This window comes from Bradyrhizobium jicamae, assembly GCF_018130695.1.
Taxonomy (GTDB): Bacteria; Pseudomonadota; Alphaproteobacteria; order Rhizobiales; family Xanthobacteraceae; genus Bradyrhizobium; species Bradyrhizobium jicamae_B.
The window spans coordinates 55,907-79,303 of record NZ_JAFCJX010000004.1 but is presented as its reverse complement, the minus strand read 5'-3'; the positions used below and the strand labels follow the sequence as shown (position 1 = coordinate 79,303).

Below are 23,397 nucleotides of genomic sequence, written 5' to 3'. Positions count from 1 at the left end.
ATTCTCAGCGTGGTGCAGAGAGCACACGCTGGACAGTCTGCGACGGCAACTCGCCGAACAGCTGCCGATAGTTCTCGGTGAAGCGGCTCCAGTGCCAGAAGCCCCATCGCGCCGCAACATCGCCGATCGAGATCGGCTGGCGGGCTGCAGCCAGGGCGCGGAGCTCGCGGCGCACCGCATTCAGCCGCAGCATGCGCAGATACTGCAGGGGAGCCAGCCCAAGCGATTCCTGAAAGCACAGCTGGAGCGTTCTGCGGCTAACGCCGACGTAGCGGCAGAGGTCGGCGATGCTCGGGGGCTCCTCAACATGCGCAAAGACGTAGTCCTTGATTCGATCGACGGTCCGCTTTTGCGCGGTGACGCCATTGACGTCGTTCCACGCATTGTCCGAAAGGATGTCGGCCAGCGCGTCGACAACCGCGTCTTCGAGCGACGCCCGCGCGCGGGCAAATCCGACCGCCGACTCCAACCGATCTCGCTGATCGTAGATCTCACGAAAACCGTGCTGCAGCGTCGACAGCCCACCGGGCAATCCACTGAAGCAATGGTTCTGCCGACGATGACCCGCGACGAAATCTGCCGCCCGCCGCTCTCCGAGCGCTTCGAGTGACGACGACAGGCGATTGCGCTCGACGGCGATCGACACCACGTCGAGCTGCGTCGATGTCAACAAGGGAGGCAAGTCCGCACCATCACTGAGCAGCACATTCGGGAAGGCCAGCGGTCGGCCGTTGAAATGCCCTGCGTTGGACGCCGCCAGCGGCAGGCTGAAGACAAGTGACCCAGACCATGCCGACCCCTGCTTGATCAGTGCCTGTGTGGTGATCTCCCTGACAATCTCGAGACCGCCGAGCCGGATCGAGATCAGCCGTCCGGCGAATGACCCGGACGATACCTGATCCATGCGCAGGTCCCAGCCGGCGAAGCGGCTGGCGTGATCCGCGACATCGACGGACTCCGCGGCCGAAACGCCAACAACGTCACCGGACTCAGTCCTGGAAACGGGCTTGTCCGCCATGAAGCGCCCCCCGAGACCAAGCTTGGCGAGCGCGCTGGATGGTAACAATCAACCCTTGGGTGGACGATTTGTCACGGCCGATGCCGGCCGAGGCAGGCTCCCCGCGTCAATAACCGAGCGCGAGACCATCCTTGCGATGGTCGGAGGCCCCGAACAGGACGCCACGATCATGGTCGATGCGGATCGCCTGACAGCCGCCGATCGGCTCCTCCGAGAATCGTGCATCGTGTCCGCGCGCGGCCAGTTCGTCTCGAACGACTGGTTCGATCGTCGTCTCCAGCGACAGCACGCCGTCGAAGGCGAACGAGCGAGGCGCCTCAGCGGCCGCCTGGATGTCCATCTTCATGTCGAAGATGTTGGAGAGCAGATTGGCATGGCCGGCGGCCTGGTAGTGGCCACCCATGACGCCGAACGACATCACGGTCCGCCCGTCCCTGCGGAGCAGGCCGGGAATGATGGTGTGCATCGGGCGCTTGCGCGGGCCCAGCGAGTTCGGATGCCCGGGCCTGGCGCGGAAACTCCAGCCGCGATTGTGCAGGAGGACACCGGATCTTGGGGCATAGATGCCGCTGCCGAACGGATAGAATAGCGAATTGATCAGCGAGATCGCGTTGAGGTCGCGATCGACCACGGTGACGTAGACGGTGTCGCGATGCTCGATGTCGTCCCACGTAACGGCGTTCGATGCCCGCACCATGTCGATCTTGCCACGGATCCGCACAATGTAATCGTCGGCAAGGAAGCTGTTCGGATCGACCTTGCCGGTCGCGGGATCGCAGAAGAACGCATCGCGTGCGCGATAAGCGGCCTTGGTCGCCTCGGCCAGGAGATGGATACGATCGGTCTGCGACATCGCGGCGATGTCGAAGCCGGCCAAAGTGCGCAGGATCATCAGCGCGGCGAGGCCCTGCCCATTCGGCGGGCACTCGATCACGTCATGATCATGATAGCGCGCGGAGATCGGGGCGACATAATCGGATATCTGCGCAGCGAAATCATCCGCAGAATGGGCGCCACCGAGTCCATGGAGAATGCCGACCATCTCGTCGGCCACCTCGCCCGCATAGAAGCCGTCGCGGCCGTGACGCGCGATCCGGCGCAGCGTGCCGCCCAGCGCCGGCTGGCTGCGGATATCGCCGACCATGGGCACCTCGCCTCGCGGCAGAAACTGCGCGCGTGCATTGGCATCGATCTCGACCCGCGCGCGGAAACGCCGCCAATCCTCGGCCACGCGTGGCGTGACACGGAATCCGTTCTCGGCAGCATTGATCGCCGGTCGAAAGATCTCCTCCAGCGATTTGCTGCCGTGATCGGCGGCCAACCGGCACCACGCATCAATGGAGCTGGGTATCGTGACCGATTCCGGCGAGGTCGGCGGGATGTCACGTTGCGTCCCATCGGCATATTTCCCGATGCCGGTCCCTGCGGGCGTGCGCCCTGACCCGTTCAGCGCGATCGGCTCGCCCGACTTCGGCGAATACAGCGCAAAGCAATCGCCGCCGATGCCGGTCATCTGGGGTTCGACGACGCCCTGCACCGCGACGGCGGCGATCGCGGCATCGACGGCGTTGCCGCCCGATTTGAGAATTTCGACCGCCGCCAGCGTCGCCTGCGGATGCGAGGTCGCCGCCATTCCCTTGTCGGCGACCGCCACGGAGCGGGCGACGGCCATGAAGTCGCGCATGTCGTTTCCTTGAGAACCGGTTGGTCACAGCGGGAGCCGCTCGCCAACACAGTCGAAAACGACGCCATCACGACAATGTCGGCTGCGATCGCAGCCGGCAGCAATCAACCGATCGGTGGAGAAGACACCATCAGGCCGCGCGCAGGATCAGCGCAAGCCTTCGAACCGCGGCGCCACGAGTTCAATGCGGCCGCGACATCAGCGCGACGACGGCGGAGCGGGTCTCGACGCCGAGCTTCTCGAAGATGTGGATCAGATGCGTCTTCACCGTTGCAAGGCCGATATTGAGGCACTCGCTGATCTCGCGGTTGGTCCGCCCGCAGCACAAGAGCTCGATGACCTCCATCTCGCGCGCCGTCAAACCGTAGCGCGCGGGTTCGTCGCTCGCCGACGACAGGCGGCTGGTCAGGTTGAACTCGAGATAGTCGTGGATCTTCTCGGCAATGTGCATGCTGCCATCGGGAATCCTGCAGCCTTCTCCCCAGAGCACGCTCATGCCGGCAACGATGCGGTCCTTGCGGCGGAAGAAGAACTCGATCATGTCGACGATGCCGCATTGCCCGGCAAAACTGCGATAGGTCGCCGCCTCCGCGGTCGGACACCGGTCGATGGCAACACTCAACCGCGCGAACGGCTGATTGGCCGCAGCACGCGGATGCAGCGGATCAAGCCGGCTCATCCCGGCCACGTATTGGTCATGAAACCCCGCCGGGACACCGTTCGAGAGCACGAAGCGGTTGAGATTGAGGTTCCCGTCAACTTCGTAAAACGCAGTCGCAGACCCCTCGAGAATCCCGCGTGCGAACTGAATGGCCTGCGTGGTTGCCGGATCCGATCGGCCCAAAAGCGCAATCATGATCACTTCTCCCGATGTTTCCCGATGGCGAACGTCTGGGCGTCACATGGCCGGCAACGCTGAGGCAGACGCACGGCTTAGTCAAGCAAATTGCGGGCCAAGCAGCCGTCCAACACAGATCTGATGCAGTTTCAGCCAGGTAACCAGCCGCAAGCCTCCACCATCCGGTTGATTGCCGGCCGTCCGACGCACGCTGAAGTTTGACGCTGTTCCAAAAAGCGAATGCCGGACCAGGAATGAATTCACGCCACATCATGGCCGCCTTCCCGGCGGCCACGGACGCGCAAGTGACGCTCGCCAATTGGCGGCAGCATCCGTTCAGCGAATGGGCTTTTCGCAACGTGCGCGAACTATTGCCCACGGCGAACATCGCGCGCTCGCCGACGCCCACATCGCTGACCTTCGCGCAGTGCTATCTCGAGGATGTTACTTTCGCGAACCCGCGTGGCGATACGATCGGCCTCGGTGAGGCCTTGCGTACGAGCCACACTGACGGAATCGTGGTGTCGCATCGCGGCCGGGTCGTATTCGAGTGGTACGCCAACGGTCTCACGCCCGACACCGCTCATTTGGTCTTCTCCGTCAGCAAGTCGGTCGCCGGCACGCTGGGCGGCATCCTTGCCGACATCGGCAAGCTCGACGTGGACGCGCCCGTTACGCGCTACATTCCGGAAATGAATGGATCGGTCTATGGCGACGGCTGCACGGTGCGGCATCTGCTCGACATGAGCGTCGGCATTCGCTTCGACGAGGACTACATGGCGCGCGCGGGCGACGTCATCAACTACCGGCGCTCCACCGGTTGGGAGCCGCCGGACGCGAGCATTCCGCCGATCCATCTGCGTCAATATCTGCAAACGCTGCGTCCGGACGGCACGCCTCACGGACACACGTTCCACTATGTGTCGACCAATACCGACGTGCTCGGCTGGGTCTATGAGCGCGCCTGCGGCCTGTCCTACGCAAAGATCCTATCGAACTATCTCTGGCAGCCGATGGGCGCGGAGCACGACGCCTATATCACCGTCGACTCCCACGGCGCCGCGCGCGTCGCCGGCGGCATCTCGGCGACGCTGCGTGACCTCGCCCGCCTTGGCGAGATGATGCGTAACAACGGCGTCAGCAACGGGCGGCAAGTGGTGCCGGGTTGGTGGATCGATGACATCAGATGCAACGGCAATGCCGGAGCCTGGTCACGTGGCGATCTGACGAAGGTGTTCCCGAACGGCAACTACCGCAGCAAATGGTACACGATCGAGCGTGGCCAGCCGCCGTTTGCCGCAATCGGCATCCACGGCCAATGGGTCTACATCGATCCGGCGAACGACATGGTGATCGCGCGCGTGTCGTCGCAGCCGCTGCCGATGGACCTCGATCTCGATCACATGTGGTTGCGCGGCTACCGCGCGATCGCCAGCAGGCTTGCCGGCAAGTCCTGACGGGATTGCCGCTCACGTCAGGGGAAGAAGCATGGGGCAATCGATCAATCGGCGTCAGCTCTTGCAAGTCGGCGCTGGCACAACGCTGGGGCTTGCGATGCCGCGTATCGCGCGGGCGCAATCGTCGAAAACGATCACTGCGGTGATGCACGCGCCGCTGCGCGCTACCGATCCGATCATGACGACAGCGTGGACCGCGCGGAACCACGGCTACATGATCTATGACACGCTGTTCTCGACCAATTCGAAGTTCGAGATCAAGCCGCAGATGGTCGAGGCCTGGGAGGTGTCGGCCGACAAGCTCGTGTACACTTTCCGCCTGCGGCCCGGACTCAAATTTCACGACGGCGTTCCGGTGACGTCGGCGGATGTGATCCCGTCCCTGCAGCGCTGGGCCAAGCGTGACACGATGGGACAGAAGCTGTTCGAATTTGTCGCTGAGCTGAATGCCGTCGATGAGCGAACCTTCCGCATGGTGCTGAAGGAACCCTGCGGGTTCGTGCTCGCAGCCCTCGGCAAGCCGACCGCCAATGTGCCCTTCATCGTGCCGGCCCGGATCGCCGCCACTCCGGCCGACCAGGCGATCACGGATCATGTCGGCTCCGGGCCGTTCCGCTTCGCGACCGCGGAATTCCAGCCCGGCGCGAAGGCAGTCTACGAGAAGAATCCGGATTACATCTCGCGGGACGAGCCGTCCGACGGCACCGGTGGCGGCAAGGTCGTGAAGATCGGGCGTTACGAATGGGTCGGCATGCCGGACTTCCAGATCGCCACCAACGCGCTGATCAACGACGAGATCGACTATTTTGAAGTTCCGCCGCACGACCATTTGCCCTTGCTTCGACGGGCGCCCAATGTCGAGCTGACCGATTACAACACGCTCGGTTTCTCCGGCATGTGCCGGATGAACTGGCTCGTGCCGCCATTCGATAGGCCGGACATCCGCCAGGCGGTGCTGCACGCCGTGAACCAGCAAGACTGGCTCGATACGCAGATCGGCAATCCCGATTACTACAAGGTGACGCCCGCGATCTTCGTCGCTGGCACGCCGTTCGAAAGTTCGGTCGGCTGGTCGACCAGGGCGGATACGGCAAAGGCCAAGGAACTGCTCAAACAGGGCGGCTACAAGGGCGAGCCGGTCACGATCCTGCATGCCACCGACGCCCCGATCATCACCGCGCTCGGCACCGTCACCGCCGAAGCGCTTCGCGCGATCGGGATGAACGTCAATCTGCTCGCCATGGATTGGGGATCGGTGGTCGCGCGGCGCGCCAAGCAGTCGCCGCCTGCGGAAGGCGGATGGTCGATCTACCACTCGACCTGGGCCAGCGCCGACCTGATCAATCCGATCGGCAACGCCTGCGTTAACGGCAAGGGCAAGAATGGTGGCTTCTTCGGCTGGGTCGAGGACACCGAGCTCGAACGTCTGCGCGACGGTTTTGCTAGGAGCGCCTCGCCGTCCGACCAGAAGACACTCGCCGATCGTATCCAGGGCCGCGCCTACGATGTGGTGACCCACGTTCCCACGGGGCAGTACAACCAGCCTGCCGCGACGCGGAAGGTGCTGAAGGACATCGTCCGCGCGCCGGTCCCGCTATTCTGGAACGTCGACAAGACAGGCTGAGACCGCGCGCGGGTCGAAGCTCTGGTCGGCGAGCCTTCAGTCGAACTGCACCGGCTCCGCTCCGGGATAGGCATGCGCGACATACTCGCAGAAAGCCCGAGCTGCCGGAGAAAGGCGCGCCTTGCTTTTCCAGGCGAGACCAACATCCATGGTGTGAACGTCGTCATCCAGGGTCTTCACATCGATGCGATGCCCCTCCAGTGACCATGGCCGATAGACCATGTCGGACAGGACCGTGATCCCCATGCCGGTCGCGACCATGCTGCGGACGGCCTCCACGGACAAGGTCCGGAAGATCACGTTGGGCACATGTGGCGTGCGCTGCCAATAGCGCATCGCGGAGCGCTCAGCCTCGTCGACGGTCAGCATCAAATACGGCTCGCTGGCGAGGTCGGCCAGCGTGACCTTGTCCTTGTGCAGCAGCGGATGGTGCGCGCAGGTCCAGAGCCGGCGCGGCGAGCGCAACAGCAGGCGCGAACGGATGCTGCGCCGGTCGTGCAGGTTCGAAACCAGCATGACCGCGGCATCGACGGTGCCCTTCATCAGGCTCTGCTCGATCGCATCGCGCTGGAATTCGTGCAGCCGCACCGTGATGCCCGGAAACGATCGCCAGAACCGCGATAACAGCGGCGGCAGGAAATAGCCGGCGACGGTGTAGCTGACGGCAACGTCGACCGTGCCGTCGACCTGTGTTCCCCAGCGATGCGGTCCCTGCATCGCATCCGATACGCTGGCCTCGATCGCACGGGCGCGCTGCAGGAATTGCTGTCCATCGACGGTGAGCGTCACGCCGTTCGAATGCCGGTCGAACAGCTTGCGTCCGAGATCGGCTTCGAGCGCCTTGATCGACGCGGTGACAGCCGATTGCGTCACGTTGAGCGCAGCAGCGGCCGCCGAGACCCTGCCGGACTCGGCGGTGGCGATGAAATGGCGGACCTGACGGAACGTCAGCGTCATAAATTTTTCCGATATCAGTGACCAATATTTCGAATTTTACAATCCCTCACCTCATCGCAAAAATCAATCATTCGATCGCGTATGAGAAAGCCGTTCAATGTCGTCCGGTGGGTTGGAATTGGTCGCTCACGAAGTCAGCGTCCAGTTCGAGGGCCTGAAAGCGCTCTCCGAAGTGACCCTTGCCGTACCCCGCGGACGCATCACCGGATTGATCGGCCCGAACGGCGCGGGAAAGACGACGCTCATCAACGTGCTGACCGGCTTCCAGTCAGCGGGCACGGGCAGCGTCGCGCTCGAAGGTCAAGCGGTCAACGGCATCGCGGCCCACAAGCTGCGACGTATGGGTGTCGCGCGCACCTTTCAATCAGGCCGACTGTTCCGCGATCTCCCCGTGATCGACAACCTCGAGGTGACGGGCGTAGGTCTCGGCCAGAGGCGCCGCGACGCCATCGCGGAAGCCCAGCGGGTGATGGCCTGGCTCGGCATCTCGCATCTCGCCGGCATGATCGCCGGCGCCCTGCCCTACACCGACGAACGCCGCGTTGCGATCGGCCGCGCCATCATGTGCACGCCGCGCTATCTGCTGCTCGACGAACCCGCAGCCGGCATGTCCGAGCATGAAAGCCACGACCTCGCGGTCATCATCAGACGGATCGCCGCCGAGCTCGGCATCGGCGTTCTCCTGATCGAGCACAATATCGGGCTGGTGCTGGAGCTCTGCGAGCGCATCTTCGTGCTCGATTCCGGCGAGATCATCGAGGTTGGCTCGCCCACCCAGATCCGCAACAGCGACGCAGTCCGCCACGCCTATATGGGCACCCAGCAGGACGAGTTGCTTCCGGTCGAAGAGGCGGTCGCGTCATGAGCCTGTTGGCCGTCGACGACATCACCGTCAGCTATGGGCGCCTCACCGCGCTGCGCGGCGTCACTCTTGATATTGCCGAAGGTGAAATCCTGTTCGTCACCGGCCCCAATGGCGCCGGAAAATCGACCCTGCTCAACGCCATCGCCGGCGTGGTGCCGTCAGGCTCGGGCACCATCACCCTGGCCGGCGGCATGATCACGGGCGCGGCGCCGGAGGAGATCGCGCGGCGCGGCTTCTCGCTGGTGCCGGAAGGACGCAACGTTTTTGGCGGCCTGACGATCGAGGAAAACCTGAAGGTCGGCACCGGCATGCGGACCGACCGGAAGAAGATCGCCGACGATCTCGATTCCGTCTATGCGGAATTTCCCATGCTGGCCGAGCGCCGCCATACCCCGGCCGGCATGCTGTCCGGCGGCCAGCAGCAAATGCTTGTGATCGGGCGTGCGCTGATGGCCGCGCCTCGCATCATGGCGATCGACGAGCCCTCGCTCGGGCTGGCGCCGAAGATCATCGATCAGGTCTACGAGATCCTGATGCGGCTGCGTGCACAGCGCAAGCTGACGCTGCTGATCGTCGAGCAGAGCTCGACGCGCGCCAGGATGACCGGCGGACGGATGGTGCTGATCCGCGGCGGACGCATCGTGCTTGAGGGCGCAGCCGCCGACATGGTGAAGGACGCACGGCTGAAGCAGGCCTATTTCGGCTTCGGAGATCACTAGGCATGACCGCCGTCCTGCAAATCCTGTTCGACGCGCTGAGCCTGGGCAGCATCTATGCTCTGGGCGCGCTCGGAATCGCAGCCATCTTCGGCGTCATGCGGCTGGTGAACTTCGCTCATGGCGACTTCATCGCCTTCTGCGTATTCGCGATGTTGTGGCCCTCGATCGACGCCGCTGCGATCGTGTTCGCCGGCCGCCTGCCCTTCTATCTCCTGATCCCGTTGTTGCTGTTCATCGGCGCCGCGCTGTCGATGTTGTCGGAGGTGGTCGTCTTCCGCCGCTTCCGCAACGCCAATCCGGCAACCATGATGATCGCGTCCTTCGCGCTCGGCTTCGTGATCCGGCATCTGCTGCTGATGCTGTACTCCAGCCGCCCGAAGTCGATCACGCTCTGGCCCAATCTCGGGCTGCCGGTGGAGTTCCTCGGCGCGCACATCCCGATGCTGCAGGTCGTCACCATCATCATCACGCTCGCGGTGCTGGCTGTCCTCGTGCTCTTCCTGAAGCGCACCCGCTTTGGCCTGGAGATGCGCGCCGCCGCCGACAATTTCACGATGGCCCGCATGCTCGGCGTACGCGCCAACGGCGTCATCCTGCTCGCCTTCGCCATCAGCGGCATGCTGGCGGCGGCGATCGGCTTGATCCTCGCCACCAATTCCGGCACCGCCGACATCGGCATGGGTGCCAATGTCATGCTGATCGCGTTTATCGCCACCGTAATCGGTGGCCTGGGCAGCGTGCCCGGTGCGGTCGCCGCCGGCTTCCTGATCGGTGCCGCCAGCGTCGTGTTCCAGGCTACGCTGCCGCATGACGCCCGCGTGTTCCGTGATGCCTTCGTTTATGGCGCCGTCATCGTGGTTCTGCTGGCGCGCCCGCAGGGCCTGTTCGCGCCCAAATCCGCCAAGCAGCGAGTCTGATCGATGTCGAAGCCGCACTCCGTCATCAGGCAAACGATCACCACGCCGATCGTGCTGATCGTGGTGCTGCTGGCAATGGCGGCCCTGACCTATGCGTTCGGCAGCCGGGCCTTCAACCGCACCGCCATCGAGATGTTCATCAACATCATGGTGGTGGTCGGGCTCTACGCTTTCGTTGGCAATTCCGGCCTGCTGTCGTTCGGGCATATCAGCTTCATGTGCCTCGGCGCCTACATGACGGCGTGGCTCGCCATTCCGCCCGTCATGAAGTCGATCACGCTGAAGGGCCTGCCGGGCTGGCTGCTGCACACGCAACTGCCGATGTGGGTCGCCACCCCGATCTCCGGCGTGTTCGCCGCACTGTTTGCGCTGATCGTCGGCCGTATCATCATGCGCCTCTCCGGGATCGCCGCCTCGATTGCGACTTTCGGCCTGCTCGGCGTCGTCAACAATGTCTATTCGAACTGGGACACCGTCACCGGCGGCCAGGGTTCGATCGTCGGCATTCCGCCCACGATGAACGTCTGGATCGGCTGGCTCGGCGCCGCGGTCGCGATCGTGATCGCCTACCTCTATTCGATCTCCCGCTCCGGCCTTGCGCTGCGCGCCACGCGCGATGAGGCGGTCGCGGCGAGCGCCTCCGGCGTCGACATCGTGCGCGAGCGGCTGATCGCCTTCGTCGTCAGCGCTTTCATCATTGGCCTGGCGGGCGCGCTCTACGGGCACTTCCTCAGCATCGTCAATCCCGGTTCGTTCTACCTGCGCACCACCTTCATCACGCTGTCGATGCTGGTGGTCGGCGGCATGTACAGCTTGAGCGGCGCGGTGTCCGGCGTCGTCGCGATGTCGGTGCTGATCGAGCTGTTCCGCAACCTCGAAAAGGGCGTCAGCCTGGGCGGCGTGACGGTCGGCCTGCCGAACGGAGTCCAGGAGATCGCGATCGGCATCATCACCATCATCATCCTGATCTACCTGCCGACCGGCCTCACCCGCAACCGGGAATTCTCCTGGCGCGGCTGGCCGCTTCAGCGGCGCCTCGCACCTTCCGTGCAGACGGCGCTGAAGGAAATCAACTGAAGTTCGATGCATCATTGGAGGAGTGGACAATGCGTATCTTGAAACTACTGGGCGTGCTGGCCGGGGCGACCGCACTGCTGCTGACGCCGGCCCGCGCCGCGAACGAGATCGTCGTCGGATTCGCCACCGCGGCATCCGGCTTCATGCAGGCCTACGACAAGCCTGCCCAGGACGCCGCCTTGATCCGTATCGAGGAGATCAACAAGGCGGGCGGCCTGCTCGGCAAGAAGATCAAGGCCGTGTTCGCCGACACTAAGACCGATCAGGCCGAAGGCGCCAAGGCGGGCCTTGCCGTGCTCGACCAGGGCGCGGACCTCGTCATCGTCTCCTGCGACTACGACTTCGGCGCCCCGGCAGCCCTGCAGGCGCAGGCGGCCGGCAAGGTCTCCTTCTTCCTGTGCGCGGAATCGATCAAGGCCGGCATTCCCGGCGTCGGTCCGTTCTCGTTCTCGGCCTCGGTGCTGGCCGCCGTGCAGGGCGCGACCATGGCGGAATGGGCCTACAACAAGAAGGAAGCCCGCAACTTCTACCGCCTGCTCGACAGCTGGACGGTCTACAACAAGGGCATCTGCGACGGCTTCGACTGGATGCTGCCGCGTCTGAAAGACGCCAAGCTCGCCGGCAGCGACACCTTCAAGAACGATGACGCCTCGATCGCGTCCCAGATCACACGCATCAAGAGCCTGCCGAAGGAGCCCGACGCCATCATGCTCTGCACGATGATGCCGGGTGCCGTCTCGGCCATCAAGCAGATCCGCGCCGCCGGCATCAAGTCGATGATCCTCAACGGCTCGGGCGTGGATGGCAGCTACTGGCTGAACGCCGTGCCCGACCTGTCGAACTTCTACGTTCCGGTGCAGGGCTCGGTCTACGGCGACGATCCGAACCCGAAGGTCAACGAATTCAACAAGAAGTACAAGGAAGTCACCGGCGGCGATCCGTCCAGCCAGTACGTCTATCCCGGCTACGTCCTGATCGACGTCTGGGCCAAGGCGGTCGAGCGCGCCAAGACGACCGATGCCGCCGGCGTCGTCGCCGAGCTCGAGAAGATGAAGGACGAGGCCACGCTGTTCGGACCGCGCACCTTCACCAAGGACATCCATCACCAGAACCAGGGCCGCTATCTGATCGTCGACACCGAGGCCGGCAAGCCGAAGGTGATCGATCAGTGGACGATCTCGGAGAAGATCCCGGTCGACTACCTCGTTTCCAAGTAACCAACTGATGTGCCGCGCGCGAGTGCCCTCCGCACCCGCGCGCGGCGCGGCGCTTAATCGTACGCACCTGACCGGAAGAAAGACAATGGGAGGACAATGAGACATGGTCGTCATTAACTGCGACATGGGTGAGGCCTACGGCCTCTACAAGATGGGCGATGACAAGGCGCTGATGCCCCATATCGACGTCGCCAACGTCGCTTGCGGCTTTCATGCCTCGGATTTCAATCACATGCGCAGGACTGTGCAGCTCGCCAAGAAACATGGCGTCAAGGTGGGCGCGCATCCGTCGCTGCCCGATCTGCAGGGCTTTGGCCGCCGCGAGATGAAGATCGACCGCGATGAGCTTGCCAACTGCCTGCTCTATCAGATCGGTGCGCTCAAGGCGTTCCTGGACGCCGAAGGCATGCCGCTGAACCATATCAAGCCGCACGGCGCGCTCTACGGCATGGCGTCACGCAACGAGGAGATCGCGGAAGCTGTCGCCGACGCCGCTGACGTCTACAAGGTGCCGCTGCTCGGCATGAAGGGAACGCTGCATCAGAAGGTCTATGAACGCCGCGGCCACACCTTCGTTGCCGAATATTACGCCGATCTCGACTACAACGCCGATGGCAGCCTGATCATCACGCGCGAGCATGACGCCAAGGATCCGGTCGATGCCGCCTCGCGCTGCACCCGCGCCGTGAATGAAGGCAAGACCCGATCGGTCGCCGGCAACGACATCGTGGTCGGCGCCGATTCGATCTGCATTCATTCCGACACGCCCAACGCCGTCGCGATCGCAGAAGCTGTTCGCGAGGCAGTTCGTCCCTATTTGACGGCGCCTTGAGCAAAAGGCCAAGGTCGACACGAACCCACGAGGAGCAATTCATGGCCACCCAGCAGATATTCTCGCCGCTACCAGGCATCTTCTACCGCAAGCCGGCGCCGGACAAGCCGGTCTACAAGGCTGATGGCGACGTCATCACCGAAGACGATACGATCGGCCTGATCGAGGTGATGAAGTCCTTTAACGAGGTCAAGGCAGGCGCTGCCGGCAAGATCCTGCGCTTCCTTGCCGAGAACGAGGAAGCGGTGATGGCCGGCCAGCCCATCGCCGAGATCGACGTTTGAGCGTCCCCTGTTGTCCATGACGATCAAAAAGCTCCTCATTGCCAATCGCGGCGAGATCGCGGTGCGCATCAACCGCGCGGCGCGCGAACTCGGAATTGCGACCGTGCAGGTCTACAGCAAGGCCGACAAGGATTCGCTTGCGGTCAAGCTTGCCGACGAGTCCGTCGAGATCGGCCCGCCGCAGGCCTCCAAGTCCTATCTCGACCAGGCGAAGATTCTGGCCGCAGCCGAGAGCACAGGCGCCGACGCCATTCATCCCGGCTACGGCTTCCTCGCCGAAAACGCCGAGTTCGCCGCAGCCGTCGAAGTGGCGGGGTTGATCTTCGTCGGCCCGACTGCGCATGCGATCCGCCTGATGGGCGACAAGGTCGCTGCGCGAGAAGCCGCGGCATCGGCGGGTGTCCCGACCGTTCCGGGCAGCGAGGGACGCCTGGAGTCTCCCGAAGCAGCCTTTGCACTGGTCGAAAAGACCGGCTTTCCCGTGATGATCAAGGCTGCAGCTGGCGGCGGTGGCCGCGGCATCCGCATCGCGCGCACGGTTGAAGAGTTCCATCATCTGATGCCGCAGGCGCAGGCCGAGGCGTTGGCGGCATTCGGCGATGGTGGCCTTTATGTCGAGAAGCTCGTCGAGGGTGCGCGGCACATCGAGGTGCAGGTGCTCGGCGATGGCAAGGACGTCATCCACTGTTTCGAGCGCGAATGCTCGCTGCAGCGCCGCCGGCAAAAGGTGTGGGAGGAAGCCCCCTCGCCGTCGCTGACGCCGGCCGTTCGCGAACAACTCTGCGCATCGGCGGTCGCGCTTGCCAAGGCGGTCAACTACCGCGGCGCCGGCACGCTCGAATATCTCTATGACGACCGAACCGGCGCGTTCTACTTCCTGGAGATGAACACCCGCATTCAGGTCGAGCATCCCGTCACCGAGATGGTGACCGGCATTGACCTCGTGCGCGAGATGATCCGGATCGCCGGTGGCGAGCCGCTCAGCATCCGCCAGGACGAGGTCCGTGTCAGCGGCCATTCGATCGAAGTGCGGATCAACGCCGAGGATCCTGCAAAGAGCTTCATGCCGAACCCCGGCACGGTCAGCGCGCTCGCTATCCCCTCCAGCGACGGCGTCCGCTTCGACAGCATGCTCTATGCCGGCTACACCGTGCCGCCCTTCTACGACAGCCTGCTCGGCAAGCTGATCGTCCATGCCGAGGATCGCGCGAGCGCGATCCGGCGGCTCGAGGGTGCGCTCGCCGAACTCACCATCGAAGGCCTGGCGACGACAAAACCCCTGCATCAGGCCCTTGCCCGCGATCCCGACGTGCGGGCCGGACGTTTCCACACCGCCTGGCTCGAACCCTGGCTTGCTTCGCACGCCAAGGCCGCGCCGTCGGTCCCATGATCACCCGCCCCGTCAGCAACAGGAGGCCGTAGTCCCATGCAAACGCGATTTTCCTTCGGCGGCGACGAACATATCTTCGCCGAAGTCGATGATTCCATGTCGCTCGAGGCTTTCTTCAAGAGCCTCTTCATCACCAACGCGGTGCGCGACGCCAAGATCAAGGGCGTGACCGAGATATGTCCGGCCAACGCGTCCTATCAGGTCAAGTTCGACCCCGATCAGATCAAGCCCGATGATCTCCTCGCCGAGCTGAAGCGACTCGACACGGCGACCGAGAAGTCCGAGCCGGTGATCAAGACGCGGATCATCGAAATCCCCGTGCTCTACAACGATCCCTGGACGCATGAGACGCTGATGCGCTTCCGCGAGCGCCACCAGGACCCCAATGGCACGGACATCGAATACGCAGCGCGCATCAACAATCTCGACGGCATTGACGGCTTCATCAAGGCGCATTCAAGCGCACCCTGGTTCGTCTCGATGGTCGGCTTCGTCGCCGGCCTGCCCTTTCTCTATCAGATGGTCGAGCGCCAGCGGCAAATTCAGGCGCCCAAATACCTGCGTCCTCGCACGGATACGCCCAAGCTTACCGTCGGGCATGGCGGCTGCTTCGGCTGCATCTATTCGGTGCGTGGTGCCGGCGGCTACCAGATGTTCGGTATCACGCCGATGCCGATCTACGATCCGAACCAGGAGATCAGCTACCTCCGCGACTTCATGTGCCTGTTCAGACCAGGCGACATCGTGAAGTGGAAGCCGATCGACCGTGCCGCCTATGACGCAGCAGTGGCCGACGTCGATGCCGGCCGCTTCGCGCCAACCATCCGCGACGTCGCGTTCTCGCTGACCGAGTTCAATCGCGACATCGACGGCTACAATCGCAAGCTCGAGGGGGTTCTCCATGGCCATTAAGGTTTTGAAGCCGGGTCTTGCAACCACCGTGCAGGATCTTGGCCGTCCCGGCTATTACCATATCGGCATTCCCCTTTCCGGCGGCATGGATCGCCATGCGCTCGCGGCCGCCAATCTGCTCGTCGGCAATGAGGAAGGCGCCGCCGTGCTCGAGGCCGTCTTCATGGGACCCGAGCTTGAATTCACCGACGACGCCATGGTTGCCGTGACGGGGGCCGAATTGCCGCCAAAGCTCGACGGCACGCCACGCGAGACCTGGACCAGTTTTCAGGTGAAGCGCGGCCAGAAACTCTCCTTCGATTTCCTGAAGCAGGGCGCGCGCGCCTACATCGCCGTCTCCGGTGGCATCGACGTGCCGCTGGTGCTCGGCTCGCGCTCGACCTACGCGCTCGGAGCGCTCGGCGGCTTCAAGGGCCGCAAGCTCGAAGCTGGCGATGAGTTACCGGTTGGCACGAGCTCGGCATCGGTCAGCGAAGGCCGCACGATCGCCAAGGAGTTGCGCGGCCTGCCGGCGGGAATGCCCACCGAGTTGCGCGCGATGCCGGGCCTCTACTGGCATCGCATCACAGAGCAGGCCGGCAATGGCTTCTTCTCCGACACCTGGAAAGTCGCGCCCGAGGCCGACCGGATCGGCTATCGCTTCAGGGGCGGCAAGCCGCTGGAGTTCGTGCCGCGCGAACCGCCGTTCGGCGCCGGTTCCGATCCCTCCAACATCACTGATGCCTGCTATCCCTATGGCTCGATCCAGGTGCCCGGAGGCACCGAGCCGATCGTGCTGCACCGTGACGCCGTCTCGGGTGGCGGCTATTTCATGGTCGGCACCGTGATCGCCGCCGACATGGATCTGATCGGTCAGTTGCAGCCGAACATGCCGGTCAGGTTCGTCAAGGTCGGAATGGACGAAGCGCTTGCAGCCCGTCACGATCGCGCCGGATTGCTGGCGAAGCTGCGCAGTTCCCTGGTCTGAACATTGACCTGCTCTGGTCGTCGACAACCCGCCGGATTCGTCTGGGAAGTTGTCGACGACCGCAGTGTCCACCTTGCGGTTGCCCCTCATCGAAATTGGGCAAACCCGGCCTAAAATATCAGCTTTCCCTTCTATTGGACTTGACGTCATCCTGACGTCCTCGCGAAGCTGATGATGACGGCAACTGGAGTGCAGCAGTCGACGGCAGTGACGGAGCGCAAGATGCAGACCACTTTCGCGACCAACGACATTCCCGCCCACCAACGCCGCCAGTTCTGGCAGCAGGTCGTCTCCGACATCTACTATTCGCTCGACCTCCGCTTTCTTGGCGGCCACGACTTCCGCGGCAATCTGGGCGCCTGGTCGCTCGGCCCGGTGTCGATCTCCCGCAACGTCTCGGACGGCCTGCTCTACAAGCGGCATGAACGCCACCTCCTCAATGAGCGTGAGGAGAGCTTCCTGATCACGGTGCCGGAGCTCGCCGAAATCCGCTTCGAGCAGGACGGCAAGGACATCCGCTGCAAGCCGGGCGCCTTCCTGATCGAGCGCAGCCATCTGCCCTATGAGTTCAGCCATTGCGATCCGGCCGCGCTGTGGGTGCTGAAGATCCCGAGCGCGGTGTTGCGCGGCCGAATCTCCCGCCCCGAACGACTGGCGACGTTGCAGTTCGATGCCAGCCGCAGCGTCGGCGCGCTGTTCGTCGAGACGCTGCGCCTTGCCGGCGAGCGGATCGGGGAAATGGACGAGACCGCCCGCACCATGATGGGCAAGCATTTGATCGATCTGCTGGCGATGGCGGTGGAGTCGGATGAGCGCGTGCTGGCCGGCCACTCGTCCACCGTTCGCAATGCTCATCTGCATCGCTGCGAGCAGTTCATCCGCACGCACATCGACGACATGCGGCTCACGCCGCAAATGGTGGCCGACGGCTGCGGCATTTCACTGCGCTACCTGCACCAGATCTTCGAGCGCGAGGGCGTCACCGTGAGCGCCTATATCCGCAATCAGCGCCTGCTGATGTGTGACGCCATGCTGCGCGATCCGAACTGCCGCAAGAGCATCTCGGAGATCGCCTATCAATGCGGCTTTGGCGATCAGGCACAGTTCAGCCGGAACTATCGCGGCCGTTTCGGCTGCTCACCGAGCGAGGCACGCGCGGCATCGCGCACACCCAATTCGTGAACCTGCCCCATTCGGTCGCGGTCAACTGAGCCGGCGCGTTTGAGCCGTCGTGCTCTCTGGCACAAATTGTCTTGCGCTCAGCGACAAGAGTGTCGCTGACGATCTGCCTATCATCCTTCCGACATCTTCGACATCCGCCGGTCGAACGGCGGCGCGCGGCTCCGGACCAGCTGTCCGGATGAGCCTGCGCGCTCGCCCAACAACGGTCGGCAAAAGAATGCTGGAAAGGAAGGCCCATCGTGCAGAACCTTCGCGTGGCCGTTGACGTCGGCGGCACCTTCACCGACATCTGCATCATGGATGAGGCCACCGGCCTCATTCGCATCGAGAAGACCTCCTCCACCCGCGACCCCATCGAGGGGATCATGGGCGGTGTGTCCAAGGCCGGCATCGACCTGTCCAAGGTGGCGCTGTTCTCGCACGGCACCACGGTTGCGACCAACGCGCTGATCACCCGCCGCCTGCCCCGCACCGCCGTCGTCAGCACCGAAGGTTTTCGCGACGTCATCGAGATCCGCCGCGCCAACAAGGAAGACCTCTGGGACACCTACAAGGACGTGGTCCGGCCCTACGTGCCGCGGCGCGACCGGCTCACCGTGCCCGAACGCGTCGATGCGAGCGGCCAGGTGATCCAGCCGCTCGACTTCGAGGCCGCACGCAATGTCGCACGTATCCTCAAGCGCCGTGGCGTTGCTGCGATCGCGGTCTGCTTCATGAATGCCTATCTCAACGGCGCGAACGAGCGCGCGATGCGCGACATCCTGCTCGAGGAAATGCCGGACATCCCGGTCTCGATCTCCTCGCAGGTCCTGCCCGAAATCTTCGAGCACGAGCGGTTTTCGACGACCGTCGCCAATGCCGTAGTGAGTCCGGTCGTCGTCAACTACACCAGCCGGCTCGGCGACCGCCTCGCAGACGAAGGCTACACGCGCGATCTGCTGCTGCTGCACACCGGCGGCGGCGTCATGACGCCGGCCAGCGTCAAGGATTTCGCCGCGCGCCTTGCCGGCTCCGGAATCGCCGCAGGCGCTATCGCCAGCCGCTACATCGCCGGCCTCTGCGGCTATCCCAATTCGATCGGCCTCGACATGGGCGGCACCTCGACCGACGTCTCGCTGGCCTATGAGGGCCACTCGCGCATCACCAAGGACTGGTGCATCGAGTTCGGTTATCCGATCCGCTTTGCCTCCATCGAGGTGCTCACCATCGGTGCCGGCGGCGGATCGTTGGCCTGGACCGATCCGGCTGGCTCCCTGCGCAATGGCCCGCAATCGGCCGGCGCTTTTCCGGGTCCAGCCTGTTACGGCAACGGCAACACCCAGCCAACCAACACCGACGCCAACGTCACGCTGGGTCGGCTCGGCACCGATCTCGCCGGCGGCAAGGTCAAGCTCGATCCTGCGCTTGCCCGGCAGGCGGTCGAGGATGGCGTTGCAAAACCGTTCGGCCTCGGCCTGCATGAGGCGGCGGACGCGATCGTCAAGGTGGCCAACGCCAACATGTCGGATGCAGTGCGCCTGATCTCGATCAGCCGCGGCTATGATCCGCGCGATTTCGCATTGGTCGCTTTCGGCGGCGCCGGGGCCCTGCATGGCGTCGACGTGGCGCGCGAGCTCGCGATCCCGGTCGTGATCGTGCCGCCCAATCCCGGCGTCACCTCGGCGCTCGGCTGCCTGCTGGTCGATATGCAGCACGACTTTTCGCAGAGCTGCATGGTCGGCGCCGACGAGGCCGACTCCGCCGACATCGAGGCGCAGTTCGTCGCGCTGGAGAAGGAAGCGCTGGCCCGGCTCACCCACGAGGGCGTCGCAGAAGGCGACATCGTGTTGCAGCGGTCGATCGACATGATGTATCGCGGTCAATGGCGCTCGCTCGCGGTGCAAGCACCGCGCCCGATCGGCGCGATCACCGATCTGGTGCAGAGTTTCCACGCCGAGCACAAGCGCGAATACAATTTCCGCCGCGACGACTCGCCCGTGAGCTTCTTCCGGCTGAACCTGAAAGCCATCGGCGTCGTGCCGAAAGCCGAGTTCGCCGTCCACAAGCCGACCGGCGTGATCCCGGAGCCGGTCAGCCGCCGCAGGGTTTGGTTCGAAGGCAATGGGCTCGATACGCCCGTCTATGCCCGCAACGACCTGCCCTGCGGCTTCTCCTTTCAGGGCCCGGCGATCGTCGAGCAGGTCGACGCGACCACCGTCGTGCCGCCCGGCGCCAGCGCCGAGGTCGACAAATATCTCAACATCATCATCCGCGTGAAGGACTGAACCATGGCCGGTGATCTCCCGCTCGACCCCGTGACCTTCGAGGTTTTGAAGAATTCCTTCATCACCAGCGTCGACCAGATGGGCGAGCAGGTGCTGCGCACCTGCTACTCCTTCGTGATCTACAACCGCGATTTCTCCAGCGCCCTGCATGACGCCAAGGGCGAATGCGCAGCCCAGGGCAATCAGGACATCGCGGTCCATGTCGGCACGCTGCACTTCACCTGTCAGGACGTCATGCGCCACTTCGAGGGCGACATGCACGAAGGCGACGTGTTCGCGATCAACGATCCCTATGCCGGCGGCACGCATTTCTCCGACGTACGGCTGATCCGGCCGATTTTCGCCGACGGCAAGATCATCGCCTTCAGCCAGTCCAACGGTCACTGGTCGGACATGGGCGGCAGCGTTCCCGGCTCATTCGACGTCGCAGCACGCGACATGTTCCGCGAAGGCCTCCGCATCACGCCGATCCGGCTGTTCGACAAGGGCCGTTTCTGCAAGGACGTCGCGCATCTGATCGCGTCCAACACCCGGGATCCTGCCTCCATCATCGGTGATATCCAGGCACAGGCCGAGGCCACGGCCGTGTGCGGGCGCGAGATCCTGCGCCTCGTCAACAAGTATGGCCGCGACACGGTCGAGACTGGCCTAGCGGCTGTGCAGGACTATGTCGAACGCTCAGCGCGCCAGCGGATCGCTGCGCTGCCCGACGGCGAATGGGAGACGGTTGACTTCATCGATCGCGACCCGGCCGGCGGCGAAGGCATGATCCCGATCCGCATCAAGATGACCATCAAGGGCGACAAGGCGATCTACGACTTCACCGGCAGCCATCCGACCATCGGCTCGATCTACAACTCGGCCTTCGGCGCAACCTTCTCCGCCGTCGCGGCCGGCATGAAGACCTTCTTTCCCGACCTGCCGCTCAATTCCGGCTTCTACCGCTGCTTCGAGATCATCGCCCCCGAAGGTTCGATCGTCGATGCCAAATGGCCGATCGCAGTCACCGGCTTCCTGATGCCGTTCGAGAAGATCATGAACTCGATCTACGAAATGTGGTCGAAGCTGATGCCCGAGCGCGCCCTCGCCTGCGCCTTCAATCTCGAATATCTGCTCACAGGCGGCCTCGACGGCCGCAGCGCCGACAAGCCGATCTTCATGTTCTACGACTGGCTGCCCGGCGGCTGGGGCGGCCGCAACGGCAAGGACGGCAGCAATGTCACCACCGCCTGCTTCGGCACCGGACTGATGTCGCAGCCGGTCGAGGGCCAGGAGCGCGCCAATCCGATCCTGACCACCAAGTGCGAGATCTTGAAGGACTCGCCCGGCCCCGGCAAATGGCGCGGCGGCGCCGGCGTGATGAAGACCTCACGCATGCTGCAAGCCGAGAAGACGGTGATTTCCTATATCTGCGATCGCGAACGAGCCGTGGTGTGGGGCATCGAGGGCGGGCTGCCGTCCATGCCGCATGGGCTGACGCTGCATCGTGCCGGCGCAGCCACCGAGGAACGACTGGGCTCGATCTTCTCCGACGTGCCGATCGGTGAAGGCGACATCTTCTCGCGGCCAACCGCCGGCGGCGGCGGCTTCGGTGACCCGCTCGAGCGCGATCCCCGCCTCGTGATCGAGGACATCAAGGACGATTACGTTTCGGTCGAACGCGCCGCGAAGGATTATGGGGTTGTCGTCCAGATCATCGACGCCGAGCTCTGCGAGTACGAGGTGGACAAGGCCGCAACCGATGCTCTACGCGCCAAAATCAGGGCGGAGCGGATCGCCAAGGTCCGGCTCGATCCGGAGCTCATCGCGCAGCGCTTCCGTAGCGGCGAGATCGATGCCCTCGACGTCATCCGCCAGCACGCTGTGATCCTCGACTGGGGTAACGGCGCCCTCCTCCCGGAATCCACACGCCAGTTCCGCGAAACTTTCGAGCGGCGTTCGGTCGCGAAGTGGACGACCGGCTGATGCCCATCGGCAACCGCGTCGCCCACGGGCGGCGCGGCGCTTGCATGCAACAGAGGAACCGAAGCCGTCGGCCCTCACCCTTCATCCGAACCATGAGGATAGAGCTATGACCCGTACGACGTGCCTTTCCATCGAGCGGCTTCGGCCGATCTGCTCCACCCTCGGCATCGCCGCAGGCCTCGCCTTCGCCGCAATGACGCCCGCTGCGGCCGAGACGCCGTGGTTCCCCATGAAGGTGTACGACGCCTCCTCCGGTACGCCGAAGCCGGCCGAGTACACGGCTTTGACCAAGGCGGAGAAGCCCTACAAGCTCTGCGTGCTGTTTCCGCACATGAAGGACAGTTTCTGGGTCGCGGTTGCCTATGGCATCGTCAAGCAGGCCGAGGCAATGAACGTCAACATGACGCTCTACGAAGCCGGCGGCTACGAGAACCTGCCCAAGCAGCTTTCGCAGTTCGATGACTGCATGGCGAGCAGCCCCGACGCGATCATCGTCGGTGCCATTTCCGGCGCCGGTCTCAGCAAGAAGTTCGAGGAAGCCAAGGCCAAGGGCGTGCCGGTGGTCGGCGTCGCCAACCCGTTGCCGCCAAATGCCCTACCCGCCGCGATCTATGTCGACTTCGTGGCGATGGGCGAAGTCACCGGCGACGGTCTGCTCGCACAGGCCAAGCCCGGCGATAAGCTCAACATTGTCACCTTCCCTGGCCCCGCCGGCTCGGGCTGGGCGGAATCCTTCAACGAGGGCTTCAAGAAGGCGGTGGCGAAGAATCCCAACGCCAAGGTGCTGGCCGAGAAGTTCGGCGACTCCGGCGTCGCCGTGCAGCTGCAGCTGATCCAGGACGCGCTGCAGGCCTATCCCAGCATGAACGTGATCTGGGGCACCGCCCCAACCGCAGAAGCCGCAATCGGCGCAGTCGCCGAGGCCGGTCGCAGCGACATGAAGATCATGTCCTCCTACGAGAACCAGGCGATGCTCGACGCGCTGAACCGCGGCGACGTGCTTGCCTTCGCGACCCAGTATCCGGTCGGCGAAGGCGCCGTCTCGGTCGACCAGGCCGTGCGCCTGATCGAGAAGAAGCCGGTGATGAGCCTCGCCCAGCCGTTGGCCTCCGCCGTCGACAAGACCACCGTGCCGAAACTGCAGATGGACCTTGTGCTGGCGCCTGGCAGCTGGAAGCCGGTCTATTCGGTCAAGGCCAAGTAATCGCCCATCATCGAGGCGGGAGAC

Annotated in this window: 20 protein-coding genes; 16 read left to right on the top strand and 4 right to left on the bottom strand. The window is 64.0% G+C overall.

Going from position 1 to position 23,397, the window contains the following annotated elements; translation table 11 throughout:
• Positions 1–4: 4 nt before the first annotated feature.
• The 3 genes from JQ604_RS07205 to JQ604_RS07195 form a co-directional block, all read right to left on the bottom strand.
• A complete protein-coding gene (locus JQ604_RS07205) occupies positions 5–1,018 on the bottom strand; it encodes a helix-turn-helix domain-containing protein (protein WP_212354808.1) in 1,014 nt (337 codons plus the stop codon).
• Between the two features lie 106 nt (positions 1,019–1,124).
• A complete protein-coding gene (locus tag JQ604_RS07200; RefSeq protein ID WP_212354806.1) occupies positions 1,125–2,702 on the bottom strand; it encodes a gamma-glutamyltransferase family protein in 1,578 nt (525 codons plus the stop codon).
• A 181-nt stretch (positions 2,703–2,883) separates the two neighbouring features.
• A complete protein-coding gene (locus tag JQ604_RS07195; RefSeq protein WP_212354804.1) occupies positions 2,884–3,558 on the bottom strand; it encodes a helix-turn-helix transcriptional regulator in 675 nt (224 codons plus the stop codon).
• 236 nt (positions 3,559–3,794) lie between these two features.
• Here JQ604_RS07195 and JQ604_RS07190 point away from each other — a divergent pair, with 236 nt between their 5' ends.
• On the top strand, positions 3,795–4,997 hold the full coding sequence (locus JQ604_RS07190; protein WP_212354802.1) for a serine hydrolase domain-containing protein: 1,203 nt from the start codon (positions 3,795–3,797) through the stop codon (positions 4,995–4,997).
• Positions 4,998–5,094: 97 nt separating this feature from the next.
• Positions 5,095–6,621: an ABC transporter substrate-binding protein gene (locus JQ604_RS07185; RefSeq protein ID WP_249158096.1), complete on the top strand. Its 1,527-nt coding sequence runs from the start codon at positions 5,095–5,097 to the stop codon at positions 6,619–6,621.
• A gap of 36 nt (positions 6,622–6,657) precedes the next feature.
• Here the strand turns inward: JQ604_RS07185 and JQ604_RS07180 are convergent, their stop codons facing one another.
• A complete protein-coding gene (locus tag JQ604_RS07180) occupies positions 6,658–7,578 on the bottom strand; it encodes a LysR substrate-binding domain-containing protein (protein WP_212354798.1) in 921 nt (306 codons plus the stop codon).
• A gap of 118 nt (positions 7,579–7,696) precedes the next feature.
• Between JQ604_RS07180 and JQ604_RS07175 the strand changes: the two genes are divergently transcribed.
• The 14 genes from JQ604_RS07175 (at position 7,697) to torT (ending at position 23,373) form a co-directional block, all read left to right on the top strand.
• Positions 7,697–8,443, top strand: coding sequence for an ABC transporter ATP-binding protein (locus tag JQ604_RS07175; RefSeq protein WP_249158094.1), 747 nt, complete (start codon positions 7,697–7,699; stop codon positions 8,441–8,443).
• Entirely contained in the window at positions 8,440–9,162 is a 723-nt protein-coding gene (locus JQ604_RS07170) for an ABC transporter ATP-binding protein (protein WP_212354795.1), read from the top strand. Before JQ604_RS07175 ends, JQ604_RS07170 begins: the two co-directional genes overlap by 4 nt.
• Positions 9,163–9,164: 2 nt before the next feature.
• On the top strand, positions 9,165–10,079 hold the full coding sequence (locus tag JQ604_RS07165) for a branched-chain amino acid ABC transporter permease (protein WP_212354793.1): 915 nt from the start codon (positions 9,165–9,167) through the stop codon (positions 10,077–10,079).
• A gap of 3 nt (positions 10,080–10,082) precedes the next feature.
• On the top strand, positions 10,083–11,156 hold the full coding sequence (locus JQ604_RS07160; protein ID WP_212354791.1) for a branched-chain amino acid ABC transporter permease: 1,074 nt from the start codon (positions 10,083–10,085) through the stop codon (positions 11,154–11,156).
• 29 nt (positions 11,157–11,185) lie between these two features.
• Entirely contained in the window at positions 11,186–12,373 is a 1,188-nt protein-coding gene (locus JQ604_RS07155; RefSeq protein ID WP_212354789.1) for an ABC transporter substrate-binding protein, read from the top strand.
• A 103-nt stretch (positions 12,374–12,476) separates the two neighbouring features.
• Positions 12,477–13,205, top strand: coding sequence for a LamB/YcsF family protein (locus JQ604_RS07150; RefSeq protein WP_212354787.1), 729 nt, complete (start codon positions 12,477–12,479; stop codon positions 13,203–13,205).
• Positions 13,206–13,246: 41 nt separating this feature from the next.
• Entirely contained in the window at positions 13,247–13,489 is a 243-nt protein-coding gene (locus JQ604_RS07145) for an acetyl-CoA carboxylase (protein WP_212354785.1), read from the top strand.
• A 16-nt stretch (positions 13,490–13,505) separates the two neighbouring features.
• On the top strand, positions 13,506–14,879 hold the full coding sequence (locus JQ604_RS07140; RefSeq protein WP_212354783.1) for an acetyl-CoA carboxylase biotin carboxylase subunit: 1,374 nt from the start codon (positions 13,506–13,508) through the stop codon (positions 14,877–14,879).
• A gap of 36 nt (positions 14,880–14,915) precedes the next feature.
• On the top strand, positions 14,916–15,791 hold the full coding sequence (locus tag JQ604_RS07135) for a 5-oxoprolinase subunit B family protein (RefSeq protein ID WP_212354781.1): 876 nt from the start codon (positions 14,916–14,918) through the stop codon (positions 15,789–15,791).
• The gene (locus JQ604_RS07130; protein WP_212354779.1) at positions 15,781–16,758 is read left to right on the top strand and encodes a biotin-dependent carboxyltransferase family protein; all 978 of its coding nucleotides are present in this window, start codon (positions 15,781–15,783) and stop codon (positions 16,756–16,758) included. Before JQ604_RS07135 ends, JQ604_RS07130 begins: the two co-directional genes overlap by 11 nt.
• Before the next feature lie 174 nt (positions 16,759–16,932).
• Positions 16,933–17,940 (top strand): helix-turn-helix domain-containing protein, encoded by a 1,008-nt coding sequence (locus tag JQ604_RS07125; protein WP_249158093.1) that lies wholly within the window; start codon positions 16,933–16,935, stop codon positions 17,938–17,940.
• A 239-nt stretch (positions 17,941–18,179) separates the two neighbouring features.
• The gene (locus JQ604_RS07120; RefSeq protein WP_212354777.1) at positions 18,180–20,204 is read left to right on the top strand and encodes a hydantoinase/oxoprolinase family protein; all 2,025 of its coding nucleotides are present in this window, start codon (positions 18,180–18,182) and stop codon (positions 20,202–20,204) included.
• Positions 20,205–20,207: 3 nt separating this feature from the next.
• Positions 20,208–22,169, top strand: coding sequence for a hydantoinase B/oxoprolinase family protein (locus tag JQ604_RS07115; RefSeq protein WP_212354776.1), 1,962 nt, complete (start codon positions 20,208–20,210; stop codon positions 22,167–22,169).
• Between the two features lie 106 nt (positions 22,170–22,275).
• Positions 22,276–23,373, top strand: coding sequence for a TMAO reductase system periplasmic protein TorT (gene torT / locus JQ604_RS07110; RefSeq protein WP_212354774.1), 1,098 nt, complete (start codon positions 22,276–22,278; stop codon positions 23,371–23,373).
• Positions 23,374–23,397 lie beyond the last annotated feature (24 nt).